Source organism: Adhaeribacter aquaticus DSM 16391, from assembly GCF_000473365.1.
GTDB classification, from domain to species: Bacteria; Bacteroidota; Bacteroidia; order Cytophagales; family Hymenobacteraceae; genus Adhaeribacter; species Adhaeribacter aquaticus.
Map to the genome: position 1 here is coordinate 4,818,602 of NZ_KI421517.1, position 14,984 is coordinate 4,833,585.

At 42.6% G+C, this 14,984-nt stretch carries 21 protein-coding genes; 4 read left to right on the forward strand and 17 right to left on the reverse strand.

Going from position 1 to position 14,984, the window contains the following annotated elements; genetic code table 11:
- The 8 genes from ADHAQ_RS28445 to ADHAQ_RS0123890 form a co-directional block, all read right to left on the reverse strand.
- On the reverse strand, nt 1-627 hold a 627-nt coding region (locus ADHAQ_RS28445), incomplete at its 3' end, for a hypothetical protein (protein ID WP_026465064.1).
- Nucleotides 627-1,025 (reverse strand): hypothetical protein, encoded by a 399-nt coding sequence (locus tag ADHAQ_RS0123860; RefSeq protein ID WP_026465065.1) that lies wholly within the window; start codon nt 1,023-1,025, stop codon nt 627-629. The genes ADHAQ_RS28445 and ADHAQ_RS0123860, both read right to left, overlap by 1 nt.
- Nucleotides 1,026-1,027: 2 nt before the next feature.
- A complete protein-coding gene (locus tag ADHAQ_RS0123865; RefSeq protein WP_026465066.1) occupies nt 1,028-1,588 on the reverse strand; it encodes a DUF6712 family protein in 561 nt (186 codons plus the stop codon).
- Complete coding sequence (locus tag ADHAQ_RS0123870; protein WP_026465067.1) at nt 1,569-2,996, reverse strand: hypothetical protein; 1,428 nt, start codon at nt 2,994-2,996, stop codon at nt 1,569-1,571. Before ADHAQ_RS0123870 ends, ADHAQ_RS0123865 begins: the two co-directional genes overlap by 20 nt.
- Nucleotides 2,997-3,007: 11 nt before the next feature.
- Nucleotides 3,008-3,508, reverse strand: a complete 501-nt coding sequence (locus ADHAQ_RS0123875) for a hypothetical protein (protein WP_026465068.1) — start codon at nt 3,506-3,508, stop codon at nt 3,008-3,010.
- Nucleotides 3,509-3,588: 80 nt separating this feature from the next.
- On the reverse strand, nt 3,589-4,176 hold the full coding sequence (locus ADHAQ_RS0123880) for a hypothetical protein (RefSeq protein WP_026465069.1): 588 nt from the start codon (nt 4,174-4,176) through the stop codon (nt 3,589-3,591).
- Nucleotides 4,177-4,195: 19 nt separating this feature from the next.
- The gene (locus tag ADHAQ_RS0123885; protein WP_026465070.1) at nt 4,196-5,224 is read right to left on the reverse strand and encodes a hypothetical protein; all 1,029 of its coding nucleotides are present in this window, start codon (nt 5,222-5,224) and stop codon (nt 4,196-4,198) included.
- 5 nt (nt 5,225-5,229) lie between these two features.
- Nucleotides 5,230-6,441, reverse strand: a complete 1,212-nt coding sequence (locus ADHAQ_RS0123890; RefSeq protein WP_026465071.1) for an ATP-dependent Clp protease proteolytic subunit — start codon at nt 6,439-6,441, stop codon at nt 5,230-5,232.
- A 79-nt stretch (nt 6,442-6,520) separates the two neighbouring features.
- On the opposite strand from ADHAQ_RS0123890, the gene ADHAQ_RS28270 reads away from it, so the two are divergent.
- Together ADHAQ_RS28270 and ADHAQ_RS0123900 are read left to right on the forward strand one after the other, a co-directional pair.
- A complete protein-coding gene (locus ADHAQ_RS28270; RefSeq protein WP_157433503.1) occupies nt 6,521-6,661 on the forward strand; it encodes a hypothetical protein in 141 nt (46 codons plus the stop codon).
- 39 nt (nt 6,662-6,700) lie between these two features.
- Entirely contained in the window at nt 6,701-7,018 is a 318-nt protein-coding gene (locus tag ADHAQ_RS0123900; RefSeq protein WP_026465072.1) for a hypothetical protein, read from the forward strand.
- Here the strand turns inward: ADHAQ_RS0123900 and ADHAQ_RS0123905 are convergent.
- Nucleotides 7,015-7,236: a UBA domain-containing protein gene (locus ADHAQ_RS0123905; protein WP_026463663.1), complete on the reverse strand. Its 222-nt coding sequence runs from the start codon at nt 7,234-7,236 to the stop codon at nt 7,015-7,017. The two genes, ADHAQ_RS0123900 and ADHAQ_RS0123905, sit on opposite strands and share 4 nt — an antisense overlap.
- 49 nt (nt 7,237-7,285) lie before the next feature.
- On the opposite strand from ADHAQ_RS0123905, the gene ADHAQ_RS0123910 reads away from it, so the two are divergent.
- Nucleotides 7,286-7,555 (forward strand): hypothetical protein, encoded by a 270-nt coding sequence (locus tag ADHAQ_RS0123910; RefSeq protein ID WP_211240609.1) that lies wholly within the window; start codon nt 7,286-7,288, stop codon nt 7,553-7,555.
- Here ADHAQ_RS0123910 and ADHAQ_RS0123915 read toward each other — a convergent pair.
- Together ADHAQ_RS0123915 and ADHAQ_RS0123925 are read right to left on the reverse strand one after the other, a co-directional pair.
- Nucleotides 7,552-7,941 (reverse strand): hypothetical protein, encoded by a 390-nt coding sequence (locus ADHAQ_RS0123915; RefSeq protein ID WP_026465074.1) that lies wholly within the window; start codon nt 7,939-7,941, stop codon nt 7,552-7,554. The two genes, ADHAQ_RS0123910 and ADHAQ_RS0123915, sit on opposite strands and share 4 nt — an antisense overlap.
- A gap of 241 nt (nt 7,942-8,182) precedes the next feature.
- Entirely contained in the window at nt 8,183-8,365 is a 183-nt protein-coding gene (locus ADHAQ_RS0123925; protein ID WP_026465076.1) for a hypothetical protein, read from the reverse strand.
- 97 nt (nt 8,366-8,462) lie between these two features.
- Here ADHAQ_RS0123925 and ADHAQ_RS0123930 point away from each other — a divergent pair, with 97 nt between their 5' ends.
- The gene (locus tag ADHAQ_RS0123930) at nt 8,463-8,939 is read left to right on the forward strand and encodes a hypothetical protein (RefSeq protein ID WP_026465077.1); all 477 of its coding nucleotides are present in this window, start codon (nt 8,463-8,465) and stop codon (nt 8,937-8,939) included.
- Nucleotides 8,940-8,953: 14 nt separating this feature from the next.
- On the opposite strand, the gene ADHAQ_RS0123935 is transcribed toward ADHAQ_RS0123930, so the two are convergent.
- The 6 genes from ADHAQ_RS0123935 to ADHAQ_RS0123960 are packed head-to-tail and all read right to left on the reverse strand — an operon-like array spanning nt 8,954 to nt 14,797.
- Complete coding sequence (locus ADHAQ_RS0123935; RefSeq protein WP_026465078.1) at nt 8,954-11,608, reverse strand: hypothetical protein; 2,655 nt, start codon at nt 11,606-11,608, stop codon at nt 8,954-8,956.
- Complete coding sequence (locus ADHAQ_RS0123940) at nt 11,609-13,546, reverse strand: hypothetical protein (protein WP_026465079.1); 1,938 nt, start codon at nt 13,544-13,546, stop codon at nt 11,609-11,611.
- Nucleotides 13,546-13,758 carry a hypothetical protein gene (locus ADHAQ_RS0123945; RefSeq protein ID WP_026465080.1) on the reverse strand — a complete coding sequence of 71 codons (213 nt, stop codon included), beginning with the start codon at nt 13,756-13,758 and terminating at the stop codon, nt 13,546-13,548. The genes ADHAQ_RS0123940 and ADHAQ_RS0123945 overlap by 1 nt, the downstream gene beginning before the upstream one ends.
- A gap of 4 nt (nt 13,759-13,762) precedes the next feature.
- Nucleotides 13,763-14,188 carry a Rossmann-fold NAD(P)-binding domain-containing protein gene (locus ADHAQ_RS0123950; RefSeq protein ID WP_026465081.1) on the reverse strand — a complete coding sequence of 142 codons (426 nt, stop codon included), beginning with the start codon at nt 14,186-14,188 and terminating at the stop codon, nt 13,763-13,765.
- The gene (locus tag ADHAQ_RS0123955; protein WP_026463657.1) at nt 14,172-14,594 is read right to left on the reverse strand and encodes a hypothetical protein; all 423 of its coding nucleotides are present in this window, start codon (nt 14,592-14,594) and stop codon (nt 14,172-14,174) included. Before ADHAQ_RS0123955 ends, ADHAQ_RS0123950 begins: the two co-directional genes overlap by 17 nt.
- Nucleotides 14,591-14,797, reverse strand: a complete 207-nt coding sequence (locus tag ADHAQ_RS0123960; RefSeq protein ID WP_026463656.1) for a hypothetical protein — start codon at nt 14,795-14,797, stop codon at nt 14,591-14,593. Before ADHAQ_RS0123960 ends, ADHAQ_RS0123955 begins: the two co-directional genes overlap by 4 nt.
- Nucleotides 14,798-14,984 lie beyond the last annotated feature (187 nt).

Genomic DNA, 14,984 nt, shown 5'->3' on the forward strand with positions numbered 1-14,984 from the left:
AGGTCTTGCTGGTATATCCGCGTAAGTAGCTGTACTCGCTGTACTCGCCCAGGAGCGGTAAGGGCTTCCGCTTAAATTCCATTCCCCGGCGCTGGTTGTTACATTACTTTGACTATAAAAGGGGTTGATCCCATTAACGGATTGGATGGAAATAAACAATTCATCCCCATTTTGTAAACTGGCCGGGGTGTTTAAAGCAATTCTCTTTTCGTAATGCTCCGGTTTCCCCGAATAAACGGTGGTATTATAAGCCGCCAAAGTGGCAGCTAACAAGGTAGTATCTAAATGAATCGTTACTGCCCCATTCCGTTTAGAGAGTACCTGCACCCGTACATCGGAAATATTGGATTCACTTTTTAAACGAAAGATAAAAACCCCGATTGCATTAATCGTTTTGGCAGACTTGCCAAAGAACCAGCTCATTTGGTGCCGGGCAACCGTTCCGCTACTTCTTAATAGTAAATTATAATCACTTACCTGCTGTATTCTCGGTGTATACAAGGTTCCGGTTAAAGCTGTTTTATTAGCTTCTACTGTGTTCTTAGCAATATCATCGTAATTGTGTTTGGTTAGCTGAAACTCACCGTCAGCTTTTAACTTGTTATTAAGTCTTTCTCCTGCTCCCATTATAACCAGAATAATTCTTTTAAAGGTTTCCCCGGTGTGTACATATAAACAATATCATTATCCCGGTTACTATCTATTTCTACCGTAATCAATCTTGGTTGACTACCCGTAGCTAAAGCTTGTGCCGCTCCTGTTGTTGTCACTGTGTGTTCCTCAAACCGGCTTACTAAACCTGTTAAAGCACTACTGGCATTACTAGCCGCTGTTTGCAGTTGCGCATGCACATCAGTTAAACTCTCATTCAACTGTTCTTCAGTTACCCCTCCGGATATGCCACCAATCTGCTGCTGAATTGCCTTGAAACGATTCTCCACCGAAACCGCAAACTTCATAATAGCCCTGAAGTTGAGTATCAGGATGCGGCCTAAGGCACTTCTGGTATCTAATTTTAATGCCATTTTTATAAGGTGTAATCTGGTTCTGTGTAATCGGGTAATTCTCCCACCTCTCCCTCTGATGGAGGTAAAGCAATGGTTGGTTTGGTTCTGGGTTTAGCATCATGCTTCACCACCCATAAACCAATTCTGTTCTTGCGTTTGGTAGGAGTTCCACATTCAATAGCTTGGCTCAGGTAGTTGGTTGTGATGTATTTATTCATCTCACCTTCGTAGAAATATATATCCCGTTCTACCAAGGCCATCAGTTCAGCCCTCCTTTTATCGGTTATCTGCTCATATCCTTCCCCTACTGGCACGACAAAACCGGATTGCGTATGAGCAATGCCATGTATTAAACAATGGCGGTAATAAGCTGCAAATACCCAATAGGCGCGTACTCTTTCCCATAGTGCCTGATCTTCATCCGGTAAAGTATCTGGCTGTATTTTAGCCAGGACAATAGCCGTAAGCTTCGGCTTTACATCGCGGTCAAAGGCAATGGTGATGAAGTTGTTTATCTTTCTTTCCTCCAGATTTTGGGTAAAATCCACGAACTCCGGGAAATCAGCCTTGGTTATCTTCATTGGTGGTTGTCGTTTGTGGTTTAGAACCTTTCAGGCCAATCAGCGCCCGTATTTCTTCATCTGACATGCTCTCCAGTACTTTGTTGGCTACTAAGGGCGAAAGGCCATTAAGTGCCTGCAAGGTCTTTTCAGCTTCTGTACTCTGTGGTGCTGCCAACTCAGGCAAACCGGCATAATTCCGCTTTTCCTCTGCTGTCATTACTTCCCACATTTCTGGAGGAATAGCTTTAATCGGGCTATAAGTACTGATAGTCCAATCTATTTCGGCACCTCCTTCTGTCTTAGGGAATATCCTGGTAAAAGCTCTGGTAATTTGGCGCTGAATCGGGTTCACTTCGGCTTGTTGCATCTGAATCAGGTTTAAAACTTCCTGACTTTGCCCTAACTGCCCCGGTGTTTTAAAGACTAAAGCCGAATGAATACCAGCATGACGACAAACAGCCTCCGCAATGGTTTGGCGTTTCGGGTCCATGGCCGTAAGCGTAGCCTTGGAATCAAAGGAGTGCAGCTTGGTACCACCTTCCGTAGTTGGGGTATTGATCACCACCGCCTCACACTCGTTTTCCGGATCCGTTAATTCTTTTATGGTATCCTCAATATCATCCCAATCACTACGCCCTGTATCTGGATCAGGAGTATCATCAATGTCGCCCAATACCTCCACAATAACAGCCGGCCGGAAATTCTTTTTAACCGCTTTGTTATCGCTTTTAGGTATTTGGGCATCGGTTTCAATATCCTCTTTACCGGCTAACCATTCCGGCTCCGGATAATCAGGAGTTAAACCGGTTTTACGGTAATAGAAATACAGCTGGCCCCGTTGGTTTGCTTCCTTGCCTTCGTTTACCTGAGCTTCAACTTCGATTAGCATTTCCATTATGCCATCTTCATTGTCCGGATTAAAGGGATCAAGTATTTGATCATGTTCCTTTTTGTAATCCTTCGTGCCAAGGGTGTGGTTTACCAGAAATTGGCCAGAATCCAGTTTCCTTACTGTTTGGATAGGCACATAAATAGCCTGAGCCGGTTCTAAGTCAAGGTTGTATTTAACTCGTAGCGCAAAAGCACCGCCGAAATTAGCAGCATCATTAGCTATCTGATTTAAAAGATCATCAGCAGTCTGCTTATCGTTTACCATGAACTCAGCAGCTTCCGGATCAGAAAAACCATCCGCCTGAATAAAGTTATCCAGTTTCGCTAAACACCGGCGTAGGGTTGGGCTTTCCTTAACGAGCGTAATAATCTCATGAGGCAACTTATCATTGCTACCCCATTTGATAACTTTGGCTTGCTCTTTATTCTTTTGCTCTACCGTACGAGGCGTAGTTGTACCAGCCACGTTCTTAGGAGCAAGATTGATAGCCCTAGCTTTTACAGACTTGCTTTTTTTAGCCGGTGTTTCAGGCATGAGGAGTTTGGTTATTCAGTTGGTGCTTCGGTTTCCTTAGTCTCTGGTTTTGCTGTTTCTGGTGCTGGTGCTTCTTTTTTTTTAGAAGTTTTAGCAGCTGCTTCCGTGCCGGCTTTCAACTCAAAGTTGTGACCATAGGCTGCTTTCAAGCTTTTGTTATTCAGGATATATTCTACATCCTTATCATTAATGGTATCAGCCTTGATAACTTTAGTAGCAGATTCCAAATGCAGGACAATGCCGGATTTATCTACCTTGTTGGCAATTGCCTCTTTGGTGAATTGATATTTTGTTTCTGTTGCCATAGTTGTAATTAATTGGGTTTGGATTATTGGATTAGTTACAAATGATTCAATCTTGGCTTTCATCGGGTAGTAATTGCAACCTGTACAGGTAACCCGTGTGCCGGTAATCTCAAAGTATAAGGTGTTTAATTCCTGGAAGTAAGTACTCTTATTGCCCGTAGGCATCGGAGTAGCTAACCATTGCCGGGTTCTTTCTTGTAGCTCCATATTTTAAGTGAAAGAGCCGCAAGCCTTTGCAGACAATGCGGCTCCCAATCCACCAAAAAAAATAATTAAACAAACAAAGATTAAGCAGCAGGAGTTTTCAACCCATCCAGGTAAGCAATATCAGCCGCCAGGTCTACCCCAAAGGCACAAAACACAGGAAGTTTATCTTCTTCACCCACAAAGGTTAATACCAGGTTAGAAGCATCAGCAGCAGCTGTTCCAGAACCCCCTGCTGAGGTTACTGTCATGCCTTCCGCTTTACCTCCATTTGCTCCTACTAACCCGTAGGCTTCCATTTTACCAGAGTTTAACTCTACAATTGTAAAAATGTCATCCGTTCCGGCTAAGGCTTCATAGCCCTCTTTTTCTAACTGGGTATCGTAGTAGAACCCGAAAACCACCTGGTGCTGAAATAAAGGCCCATTTGTGTTTTGGGTATTGCCCAAAGTAGTGTTGTTGGTATATTTTTTACCCGTTGCGGAGTACAGTCTTTTCCCTGTTTTCATCACCAGGGTTTTTAATTCTTTGGTCGTTGCATCCACTGTATAAGCGGCTACATCGTCCACAGACCCGTAATAAATCCGTTTTGAGATGCCGCCCTTTTTTTTTAGCGCATTACAACTGGGAGCAAAGTCAATAGCCCCAGTTAAAGGTGAACATAAACTCATATTATTTCCTCCTTTCAGATTAAGCGTTTTGAATTGAGTACACTGTCAGAACCGGCAACAGTACCAGCGTACCCAATTTGAAGTTTGCTTCCAAAGTGTTCACGCGTGGGTAAGGATGATATTGGAATAAAACATCCATCAAATCCTGAATCCGGTCAGTACCTACTACCAAGTTTTGAGTTTCAGTTAACACCATGCGTAAGTTCTGAGCACCCGCAAAGTCAGTTTCAACAATGTCCGTCCAGTGTGCCATACCGATTACATCGATATTTTTATACTTGAACACGTCCAAACCTTCACCGTTTTGGTTACGACGGATAAAGATATCTCCGCTGTTTTGACCAGCCAAGGTAGTATAAGCATCTTGCAATGCTTCCGCGATTTCCATGTTTACAATAAACCGTTTGCGGTTAGCCGGTACGGTTTTAAGCGCGCGGGATTGCTTATCGTATAAGCCTTTGAACATGGCAACAATGGCTTTAGCGCCTGCCTCAGTAGAAGCATCAGGCAAAGTGGCTGGGATAGCCGGGCCAATCATACCAGAGTTGGTAGCAGCCAAAGCAAACATATGCTTAAACAAACCATCCAACATGTTGTAATTTGGATCAGCAGAGGCTTTATCACCAAACCAGATAACCCGAGGAATATCAAGTTTAAGCGCATCTACAATTTTACCTTCCAGGTAGGACTTAATATAAGTGCCATCCAGGTCAAAAATTTTGTTGCCTTTATTTAAGAATTGCTCTAAGAAGCCATCTTCCAAAGCCAAAGCGCATTGCTCTAAATCAAAACCAACCCGCTCAACTTCAATAGCCAGCTCAGAAAGGGTAATAAGTTTACCGGAAGGGTTGCGCCCGCATTCATTAACCGCTCTCAGAATTTTATCTAACAGTGAATCAACTGCTATTTTTTTCTTGCTAATAATATTCGGGATAACCCGCACTGTACCCAATAAGTCCGGATCAGCAAAGACCGGTTGGGTGAAAATTTCATCTGCCTCCTGGCCGTCCCAGGTTATGTTGTCTTGGAATAAGGTTTTATCTGCCATGGCTATTATTTGGAATATTTTTTCTTGAATCGTTCAGCCGCATTATTAAAGGCAGCTTCTTTACTGTTTGCAGGAGCACCACCGGCTCCATTAAAGTTTTGCGGAGGATTATGTGCATTATCACCACCACCCGGCACGTGTTTCTTTCTCAGGTTGGTAATCTCAGTGGTAAGGTTCGTAACCTTTGCCTCTAAGCCAGCCACCTTGCCAGCTTCTGCTTTAGCTGTTTCCAGTTCGGTTTGCAGATTCTGGATTTCCTGATCCTTATCGGCTAAGGCTTGAGCATTAGCGTCAACCGCTTCGGCAATGGCGGTAACTTTGCCTTCTGCCACGGTGATGGTTCTGCCATCCGCTAATTTGTGGTCACCATCGGCCACCGGCGTAGTTAATTCCACATCTGTGAAAACGGCGGTACCTTCCGCTAAATCACCATCAAAATAGATTTGCTCACCACCTTCTAATTCTTGAGAAGCGGCTACTACTTCCGGATCGTTGTTTTCCTCTTCGGCTATAATAGTCTGAAAAGCGGTTTTAAATTTCTCCCAGGCAGAAGGCTTTTTAGTATTTGCCATGTTTGTATCAGTTTGTTTTAATTCATTTTTTTTAGGTCTTACAAAAGCTACAGGTTTAAGAGCTGCTACTGCTTTAGCGGAGGCATCAGAAACACCATCCAGCGCGGGTAAAGTAGAATCAATCCAACCAGTTGCCACTGCATCACTTGCACTAACAATGGCATCAAGTCTTAACTGAGCTTGTACATCTGCCAATGATTTTCCTGTTCTGGTTACATAAGCTGCATTTACTGCGGCCTCGTAAGCATCCAGGTTATTGGCATAAGCCCTTAAGTCATCTGCATTAGCAAAATGAATTTCAGGGTACATGGGTTTGTGAACACACCACAAAGAAGATTCTCTGGCTTGTAATAAACCAGGACTTGCAGCCATAGCAATTAAAGTAGCAATGGAGTAGCAATGGCTTTCTATAATTACAGCTACTGTTATTCCGGTCTCCCTTAATTCGAGTAAGCGGTTATAAATAGCCAACCCTTCTTGCACATCACCACCTGGGGAGCTAATGTGTAGAATTACTTTTGTTGGATCTGGGATCTCCTGTAGTCTCCATTCCAATTCCAGAACGGTAAACCCCGGCCACCAGCCCCATCCATCATCTAGTAAACCTATGTGTGAATCAATCCTGATATGTAATTCTTTTGCCATTGGTGTAAATATATTATATATAAATCGCTACTTTTATATATAATTTATTTACCACAAAGAAAAAGATAACATTTTTCTTATGTCCCACGTTTGGATAAGACAACCCATATCTTCCTCTACTCGGAAAGCGCTAAAAAAAGCAGCAAAGCAAAACGGATTTCCTACCGTAACCGCTTTCCTGCGGCATCTGATTCATAAGGCTATCCGGGATTCAGAATAATTTACTACCTTTCCTTTCCACCAATTAAATCTTACTACTATGGCTCTTGAACTGGAGAAGCTATACCGTTTCAACGCGCTCACTTATGAGCAGCGAGCAGATAAGCTTTTAGCTGAAGGCAATTATATCAGGTCACGGGAACGCGGAGCAGACGTACACCTTTTTTGGATGCCCGATGGAGAATATTGGGGAGAAATCTGGCTTAAAACCGGCACTACTGAACTGGTAAATATCCGGTCTTTTATCTATGAGGATGCCCTTGCCTGGTACCCGGAATTAGTCCGGATGAGTGAGGAGCGGTTAAATGAAGTCAAGAATAAGAAGTTTCCCGGCGCGGAGGGGTTGAGTTTTAGTTAATAGGTTGGAGATAGGGTTAATGATTTGCAGATTTTATCAACACCTTCTTTATTAATCAATTCTTGCTCTTCCTTGTTTGGGAAACGCCCTATAAAAACTACGAACCGCAAAGCGCTCCAAGGGTTGCAAAACAGTTCATCTAAGGATTTTATAACCTGTTCTTCTGAAAAACCAGTAAGTAAACAAATCTCATTAATTAACTCTTCTCGTGTTTCCATACACTAATATACGTTAATTTATTTATAATAGTATCTTTAAGCCATGAGCATGGATACTGAACAATTCTACGAGCTACTACAGTTAATTGGCACCGTACAGAGCAACCAGCGTGAAATAAAAGAAAAGCTGGATGAGGTTAAGCAGCAATTACCCGATGTTTTGAAGCTGGATTTAATCGACCACTTTCAATTTAAAACCAGTATAGACTCCATTAATTCACACCTTCGGAGCATAGAGCAGATTTATGCCAATGCAGAGGGACATTTGGGTATTGCTAAGAGTGTACTGGAACGGGAAATAAAAAAACCTCTTGATTAGGAGGCTTCTATTTCTTTTAATTCAAGTTCTTTACCTTTGACCGCAAAGTAAAAGTTTTGGAGTTGGTGAACGTAAGAAAGAATAGTATTCCCATCATTTACACCGTAAGAGTAAAACCCATCTTTCATGCTGTTTGTAAATTCAAAGCCAGCAATATTTATTAATACATCGCCTTCGTAATGGGGCTTTTGTTTTGGGTTGTCATCTCTAACATCAAACCCAAATCTTCCCAGCCATTCAGAAGTTAAAGGAATAGGATCAATAGAGCTAAAAGTGCCACCACTTCCATCAATGAAACGCACTCCAAGGTCTATAAACCTTTCAATCTGAACATCACCATGAGGGCATTTAACCCAGTTACCAATTCTTAATTCACTAGCTTCCATATTTACTTCTTTTCTAAATATTTAAAATAATAAAATTCATGACTTTCTTAATCTGCTTAATACAAACGATACCAAGAAAGGCAGTATAATGCCAACTATAAAAGAATCAGAAAACAACTTTATAGAATCCAAACAACCATCAAGTATTACTAATACTAAAAGGATTACATATGCCGACTGTAAAGTGGCTGAAATTGGACTATCCCTAAACATTTCTTTTAATTCTCTAAACTCTTCCATCTTACTTCTTTTCTAAATATTTAAAATAATAAAAGAACATGGCCTTTACCGGCTTGGTCATGGGTCTTTCGCCGGATAACAACCGGGATACCTGGCTTTTCTCTAAACCTGTATCCCTAACAATCTGTACCGGCCTAATATCCAGATTTTCCATCTGGGCATGAACCTCTTTAAGCGTTATCATACCCTAATATACGGAATTGAATTGTACAATGTGCAACATTTTAAAAGAAATATATTCAAATCATTACATTAGCACCCTTTCACCAAAAACAAACACCATGAAACACCTAACCAAAATCCTGGCCTTTCTGATCCTGCTGCCGTTGGGCTTCTCAAGTTGCACCAAAGATGATGACAACAAACCAGCTACCCAGACACCGGCAGAGCTGGTAAAAGGGACATGGAAATCAAGCTCACTTAAATCTGAATACTACAACTCTTCTGGGGCTAAGCTGTATGAGGAAACACAGAACAGTAATGGATTAGCAATCTTCAAAGAAAAGCAACTTGATTTGGCTAATGCCAATGGCGCTGTTTTTGACACGCAAGATTATACGTTGGAAACTGTATCGGGCAAAACCACCCTTTACTTATCTAAAAATGGAGGAGCAAAGACCGGGTTTGATTTAACCAGATTAAACAAAACAAACATGACCTGGTCTATTGAACAGACTAAGAATGTCAACTATGAAGAGAATGGTGTAACCAAAACCTCTCAGAAAAATAAACAGACCTACGAGTTTGTAAAACAATAATAGCACAGGACTGATTAAATATCAGTCCTGTTTTGCTTCATTTCTACCCGGTTTAACCCTTTCTTTACATCGGTTACATGGGTGTAAATCTTCATCTTGGATAACTCTTTAGCTATTTCTTTAGCAGTTGCCCCTCCTTGCGCCGGCATTCTCTGATGCACCAGCGTTGGCCTATAATCAATACCCATATCTTTAATCCGGCCACCATCAGCCATGTACCGGGAAGGCATCAGAGGTTTGCCCCCTCCTAACTGGTTAATTAAAGAAGCTGCTCTAAATAAGCCGGGGTCTTTGGTAACGCCTGAGGTCAGGATTATCTCATCGCCTTCAGCTTCCCCTACTTTCCTGCCACTTGGAGTATACAACCCAATACCGCCCTGGGCATGTGATGGGCCTTCCAGGATATAGCCTAAATTACCACCTTTGGCAAACTTCGGAGCATCTGGTACTTCTTCACTCAACATCTTTTTCACCTGCGCAAAGTTAGCCAGTACGGAGGCACTCAGTGTAGCAATCTTAATGGGAACGGCTAAACCTCCGGATAGAATATTATCAGCAGATAGAGCCGTAGCTAAAGTAATAATCTGGGAAATGGACCGGGCCGTATCAATACCGATTTGGAACAGGGCTAAGGCTTTGGCAAATTCTGCCGCCTCTTTGGAGTTGCTCCCGGCTGCGCTGATAAAGTTTTGTAGGGCTCCTAAGCTGGTCGTTACAAATTCGTACCGGGTATCCTCTAATTTTTTATCCTGCTCTACTTCAAACTTCTTAATGTTATAACGTTGCTGGGCTATCTGATTTTCAATATCAATAGTGCTTTGCCCATAGTCTTTTGCATTCTGTAACTGGGCTTCCATTTCTGCCAGTTGATCCTGCATCCCCTTAGCGGTAAACTTATCCAAAGAAACCTTGCCCTGATTCAGCAGATTGATTAACTCCGTATTCTTTTGGGTAAAGAAGTCCTGTGTGTTTTTAGTTTGCTCGTTGTATTCTTTTTCAGTTAAGGCTTTAAAATCCTCTATCCGCTTTTTCTCTACCTCAATTAACTTTTGCGCGTGTTCCTGGGTTAATTTCAAGGCCGCATTTTGGTATTCTGCCTGGGCTAACAAATAACCCGTAGTCCCCATCCGATAAGCTTTCTGCTTTTGCTCTTTTTCAAAGTCCAGCATAGCCAATTCAGCATCCAATAATTCCTGGCTACCTTCTTTGGCCTGGGCTATGCGTAATTCAATAGCCATTTTCTCTGCTTTTATTTCTTCTTTCGTGCGTTTATCTCTGGCCTCCTTAATTCTTTGCTGCGTTTGTTTTTGCAGATCATTAACTTTGTTATTTAATTCCGTTTGCCGGCCAAAACTTTCCTCTCTTAACTCTTCCAGTTTTATCTGCTCCTCTGCTAATTTATTATTATCTTCTGTAAGGTTTTTGGTAAGAGCCTGTTCCCGTTTGATATTTTCAATCCGGTCATTCTGTAATTTGATAGCCTTATCTAATCCGGCCTGCTCCAATGCAAAGGCTTCTTTTGCGGCCTTGATCCGGACTTGTTCACTTTTGCTCTGATCTTCTGCCACTAATTTTAATTGCTCAATCTGGGCTCTTGATTTAGATCGTTCAATATTCAAGGCTCTTTCCGCATCCCGGATGCGTTGGTTTTCTTTTTCAATAGATTCCCCAGCCTTGCGAACATCATTAAGCTCTTTGGTAAACGCCTTGGTTTTACCACTGGCATCTGTTATACCTGTAGCTAGTTGAATGATACCGTCATTCAGTTTTACAAAATCCCGTTTCTGTAAAGCTTCCAAAATAACACCAAAGGACTTTAACCGATTAGTTACCTGACCTTCGAGAAACCCCATTAAATCCTGCAACGCTTTTTTCGGATTGGAGAAAGCATTAAACATCATTTCCCCAACATCAGAAAGCTTATCTGTTAACACCCCTAAAACAGTGGTAAGGCCCTTGGTTTTAGTAGACACAAAATCAATACCCTCCTGCGTTCTGGTTAGGAAGGTGATTAAACCACCTAACAGCAGTACCACCGCACCAATACCAGTAGCTGCTAAGGCTAACTTTAAAGCTTTTAATCCGGAAACATTGCCACCTATGGAAGCCTTGGTGATTTTTAGGGTAGCATTCCAGGCCTGCTGAGCATTTTCTATTTTAGCCGTTACATCTGCCAGCAAGCCCGTGCCATCCACAGCTTTTAAAATACCCCCGGTGTAGTTACCAACATCCCGGCGAAAATCTCCCACCGTTTTACCGGCTTCTTTCAGCTTATCATTAATTTCTTTAGTTTGATTAGCTAATGCTTTCCCCTCCTTGGTATTTTCCCGTTCCTCTTCACTCAGCGCGTTGTATTGGCTGGTTAAGACTGCTAACTGAGCCTTTAACTGGTCAACTGATCCGGCTGCATGCTTATTAATGGAGGTATACTGGTTTAATACCTTTATCTGCGCGTTTTGCTGCTGGGTAGTGGCCTGGATTTCTCCTTTCAGTTGGGAGCTTCTTTTGGCGTATTCATCTACCGTGATGTTGCCTTTCTTCATGGCATCATCCAGTAAGGCAGTCTGGTTTTTAAGAACTACTAGCTTAGCCGTAGCTTCGGCAATTTCTTTCTGGTATTGTTGTGTATCCACATGCAACACCAATACTTCACCTGGTTTCTGTGCCATTTACAATCTTACAAGCTCCCATTCCGTCAGGGAGTGACTATTAATAAATTCGTTTATTTTGTTGATGTAAAAGTAGTTCTGCCAGTAATCCACCCAAACAGGTACGGATTGGTCAAAGTCCTGAATAAACTGCGCCGGGGTTTTTACCTGCACCGTTAAAACTTTGGTACCATCCAGGATAGCCAGCAACGTAGGGTAGAAAGTAGGAATAATGTACTCCTGAATATTCAGGTCATAATCCTTTGAAGCATCCACGTGATAAGCTAACGGGCTTTCTACAGGGCGGCTGGTCTTAATATCCGTTCCATTAGCAGCATATTCCACCAGGGTAAACGGCATACTATCCGGGCCCTGCACTACTAATCTGGGCTTAATGCTTTGCTCATCATATTGCACCGGGTTAGTATCATACTTAGCTTTCCACATCGGCAAAGACAAGAGTTCTCCTAGTTTTTCCGTAGCTGCATAAGGCAGCTCTATAATAACCTTTTCCGCTTCTAAAGTAGTATCAGCAATCAGGATTTCTCCATTGTTAAAGCCTTTTTTAACCGTATCATCTTCCTGCCAGCTAATCTTATTCCCCTGGGCAAAGTCGCCGAACTTAAACGAGGGCCTGATACTTTCCGGATGGTGCACCCAATTGCTAATATTAATAGCATTAGGAATGTTCTCTATAACCTTAGAGAAGGTGTTAATCTTAATGGTATCCCGGAATAGCTCAGTCTGGAAAGTAAGGCCAAAGAGTTGTACAATGCTTTTAATAAAATCCTTCTGGCTAATATCGGGCAACCATTGCGCTAACTCCACCTGGCCACCTTTGGGAAACTCGCCTAAGACGGTACCGGAAAAGTAAGGGGTTTCTGAGCCGGTTGCATTGTAATAGATATACCATCTGGGCTGTACCTGAAGGTCTGTATTATCACCTACCCGAAGCTTTACTTCTACTACATCTCCAGGCATCATTAATCTTGGCTCACTGGAAACGGTCAGGTATCTTACCTCATGATCTCCAATCGGATTAGTGAAAGCAGAAGCCGCTATATCCTGATCATTTACCCGAATGGATAACTTCCCTTCCAGGCTACCTGATAAGGTTCTTAAACCAACTCTTACACCAGCACTAAAGGTCATGATCCTTGGCTGATCAATCACATACCGGGAATTAGCTAACTGGAAACCCCCATTGGTATCTACGCCATAACCTGACTTTACCGAATTATAGCGAACTACCACCGTATCATGGGCAATCCGCTCATAAACCCCATCTACGGTATTGGTAACCCGGAACTGCCGGGCCTTTTTATACTCCTCATTAAACTCGAATAACTCTGTTAATGGCAGCAGCAGCTTATCCAGCATCGGGTGCTCAAAGCCGGTATAGGTAAAGCCAGCCTCTTTGAATATCCTTTCCCAAACCTGCCGGGCAAATACGGACGGGTACAAGCTGAAACAATCTACCGCGTTTAGGTTTACTCCTTTGCCCCGGTCGTATAAGTCATACACATACCCTTGCTGCCAATTGCTGTTTGCTGCATTGTGCTGGATAGTGCCAAAGTTCCAGGTATGATTGAACTCGGACAAGTCTAAATCCTGAATAGATTTATCTCCTAACTGGTCAAAGAAATTCCGGTTACCCGAATAAATATCCAGCTCAAAGGAGCCGTTTAACAGCTCACCTTTGCCTTTCGGTACGACCTCCACCCCATCCTTAAAAATCCTGGCATCCAAAACCTTGTAAGGAATTGCGGAGCCGGAATTAACCTGATCGGCAAAGCCTAACAGCCGCCGGTTCTTTTGGGTAGGTGGAATTTGGATAGAGTTGGAGTAATTAGCCTGAATAGATTCCGGTTTGGTAATATCGTTTGATTGTAGCGTAATGGCCACCACAGCCGCCCCCAGTTCTACTTCTTCCCCTTCCAGTATAAGTTTGTCTGCCATTATTCCCAGCTAATTCTTAAATAAGACCTCATTCCGGATACTTTATAACCCTTACCTCTAAGGGTTTCAATCTTTATATCAGAAAGACCATCCTCGTAAAAAATATTGTATTGCCCTGTTTCTGCATGCGTTTTAATAGTATCGAATAAAGAGGTTAATGGATCATTCCTTTCTACTTCATGGGCTATTGCCTTTGCTTCTGATGCTGTCATAGTTTTAATTCGTTTGGGTATTGCGTTTGCCTAAATCAATTTGTAACTGGATGCTTTGCCGCTTATCAGCACCAGCAATAATCTTATCGTTATAGCTGAGTAGCTTCACCTCCTGAATGCTGCCATCTGCATGCACCCGTTGCACCCTAGGAGAACTCTGGATATACCGGATAGCCCGGGCCTGATCGTTGGTCAGGTTACCAGCTCTCACGGTTAAGCCATCGTTTACCTGTTTGGCTAAAACCGTTTCTACTCTTGCGCCCACTGGTAAGTAGTAACTGCTTTCGCCTTCGGCTGCATCTTCATCGGTATCGCCCGTAAAGAGCCAGCCATCCCAGCCACAGATCGGATTTAACCAGCGTAAGAATATCCCATTAGCCGGACAATGGCGCTGAATTTGGATGGTTAAGGTTTTAGTGTATTGTGGCATTGTAGAATAAATAGAAAGAGATAAAAAGGCCAATCAGTTTAGCCGTTAGCATTACTACTTCATGGTGATTAAACCTTCTGAAGAACTTATCAATGGCTGCAGTCTGGCCAACGTACAACAAGGACTTGCCCCTGTGTATATTCAGCAGCAAGTCAAACACCAGCCAGAACTCAAAGAATAATAGTAGTTCTCCTGCCCAAAAAGACAGTAGACTATTAGCCACCAGAGGTAAACAAAAGCCAGCAATTACAGCCATCCGGATAGTAGCACCTTGCCGGTGCCACTTACTCCGTAAAGAATCTTTACTGCCATCGGCTAATATTGCCTTGTAGTCTTGTCGGGAATCCCAATAGATGTAGGGCAAAAACAGGTAAGGCAATAGCGTAGCGTAGATGGTTAGTATCATTTTATCCGCTTTAAATTGTAAATAGCGGATAACACAGCCAGCACAACACTGGCAACAATCACTGCCTGCGTCGTATTGGCAAAGCCGTCGTTGCTGTTGCCTTCCAGAATTAGGGTAACAATAGCCCCCAGGATTATCCAAAGCACCCAATTATGTAAGGAGCCTATGGCTGTCAGGAATAATAAGTCTAAAATTTTTTTCATATAATAGCTTGAGTTAAGGGAATTTTCATGGTTGTACATTAGTATTAACTGGCACACTGAACTTGACAATCTCCACGGTTACCACATAGCTGATATCCTGATCCAGCGCATCCTCTGAGTGCGCACTTGGATTGGTTACCATCTTTTCCTGTATATCCGGATTGGTTGCCACTAACCATGCTAATGG

Coding starts and splice junctions, on each gene's coding strand:
- ADHAQ_RS0123955 (WP_026463657.1), bottom strand. CDS start 14,594: ATGATACTAACCATCTACGCTACGCTATTGCCTTACCTGTTTTTGCCC.
- ADHAQ_RS0123875 (WP_026465068.1), bottom strand. CDS start 3,508: ATGGAGCTACAAGAAAGAACCCGGCAATGGTTAGCTACTCCGATGCCT.
- ADHAQ_RS0123860 (WP_026465065.1), bottom strand. CDS start 1,025: ATGGCATTAAAATTAGATACCAGAAGTGCCTTAGGCCGCATCCTGATA.
- ADHAQ_RS0123925 (WP_026465076.1), bottom strand. CDS start 8,365: ATGATAACGCTTAAAGAGGTTCATGCCCAGATGGAAAATCTGGATATT.
- ADHAQ_RS0123910 (WP_211240609.1), top strand. CDS start 7,286: ATGGATACTGAACAATTCTACGAGCTACTACAGTTAATTGGCACCGTA.
- ADHAQ_RS0123890 (WP_026465071.1), bottom strand. CDS start 6,441: ATGGCAAAAGAATTACATATCAGGATTGATTCACACATAGGTTTACTA.
- ADHAQ_RS0123900 (WP_026465072.1), top strand. CDS start 6,701: ATGGCTCTTGAACTGGAGAAGCTATACCGTTTCAACGCGCTCACTTAT.
- ADHAQ_RS0123915 (WP_026465074.1), bottom strand. CDS start 7,941: ATGGAAGCTAGTGAATTAAGAATTGGTAACTGGGTTAAATGCCCTCAT.
- ADHAQ_RS28270 (WP_157433503.1), top strand. CDS start 6,521: ATGTCCCACGTTTGGATAAGACAACCCATATCTTCCTCTACTCGGAAA.
- ADHAQ_RS0123885 (WP_026465070.1), bottom strand. CDS start 5,224: ATGGCAGATAAAACCTTATTCCAAGACAACATAACCTGGGACGGCCAG.
- ADHAQ_RS0123945 (WP_026465080.1), bottom strand. CDS start 13,758: ATGACAGCATCAGAAGCAAAGGCAATAGCCCATGAAGTAGAAAGGAAT.
- ADHAQ_RS0123905 (WP_026463663.1), bottom strand. CDS start 7,236: ATGGAAACACGAGAAGAGTTAATTAATGAGATTTGTTTACTTACTGGT.
- ADHAQ_RS0123940 (WP_026465079.1), bottom strand. CDS start 13,546: ATGGCAGACAAACTTATACTGGAAGGGGAAGAAGTAGAACTGGGGGCG.
- ADHAQ_RS0123880 (WP_026465069.1), bottom strand. CDS start 4,176: ATGAGTTTATGTTCACCTTTAACTGGGGCTATTGACTTTGCTCCCAGT.
- ADHAQ_RS0123870 (WP_026465067.1), bottom strand. CDS start 2,996: ATGCCTGAAACACCGGCTAAAAAAAGCAAGTCTGTAAAAGCTAGGGCT.
- ADHAQ_RS0123935 (WP_026465078.1), bottom strand. CDS start 11,608: ATGGCACAGAAACCAGGTGAAGTATTGGTGTTGCATGTGGATACACAA.
- ADHAQ_RS0123950 (WP_026465081.1), bottom strand. CDS start 14,188: ATGCCACAATACACTAAAACCTTAACCATCCAAATTCAGCGCCATTGT.
- ADHAQ_RS0123930 (WP_026465077.1), top strand. CDS start 8,463: ATGAAACACCTAACCAAAATCCTGGCCTTTCTGATCCTGCTGCCGTTG.
- ADHAQ_RS0123865 (WP_026465066.1), bottom strand. CDS start 1,588: ATGAAGATAACCAAGGCTGATTTCCCGGAGTTCGTGGATTTTACCCAA.
- ADHAQ_RS0123960 (WP_026463656.1), bottom strand. CDS start 14,797: ATGAAAAAAATTTTAGACTTATTATTCCTGACAGCCATAGGCTCCTTA.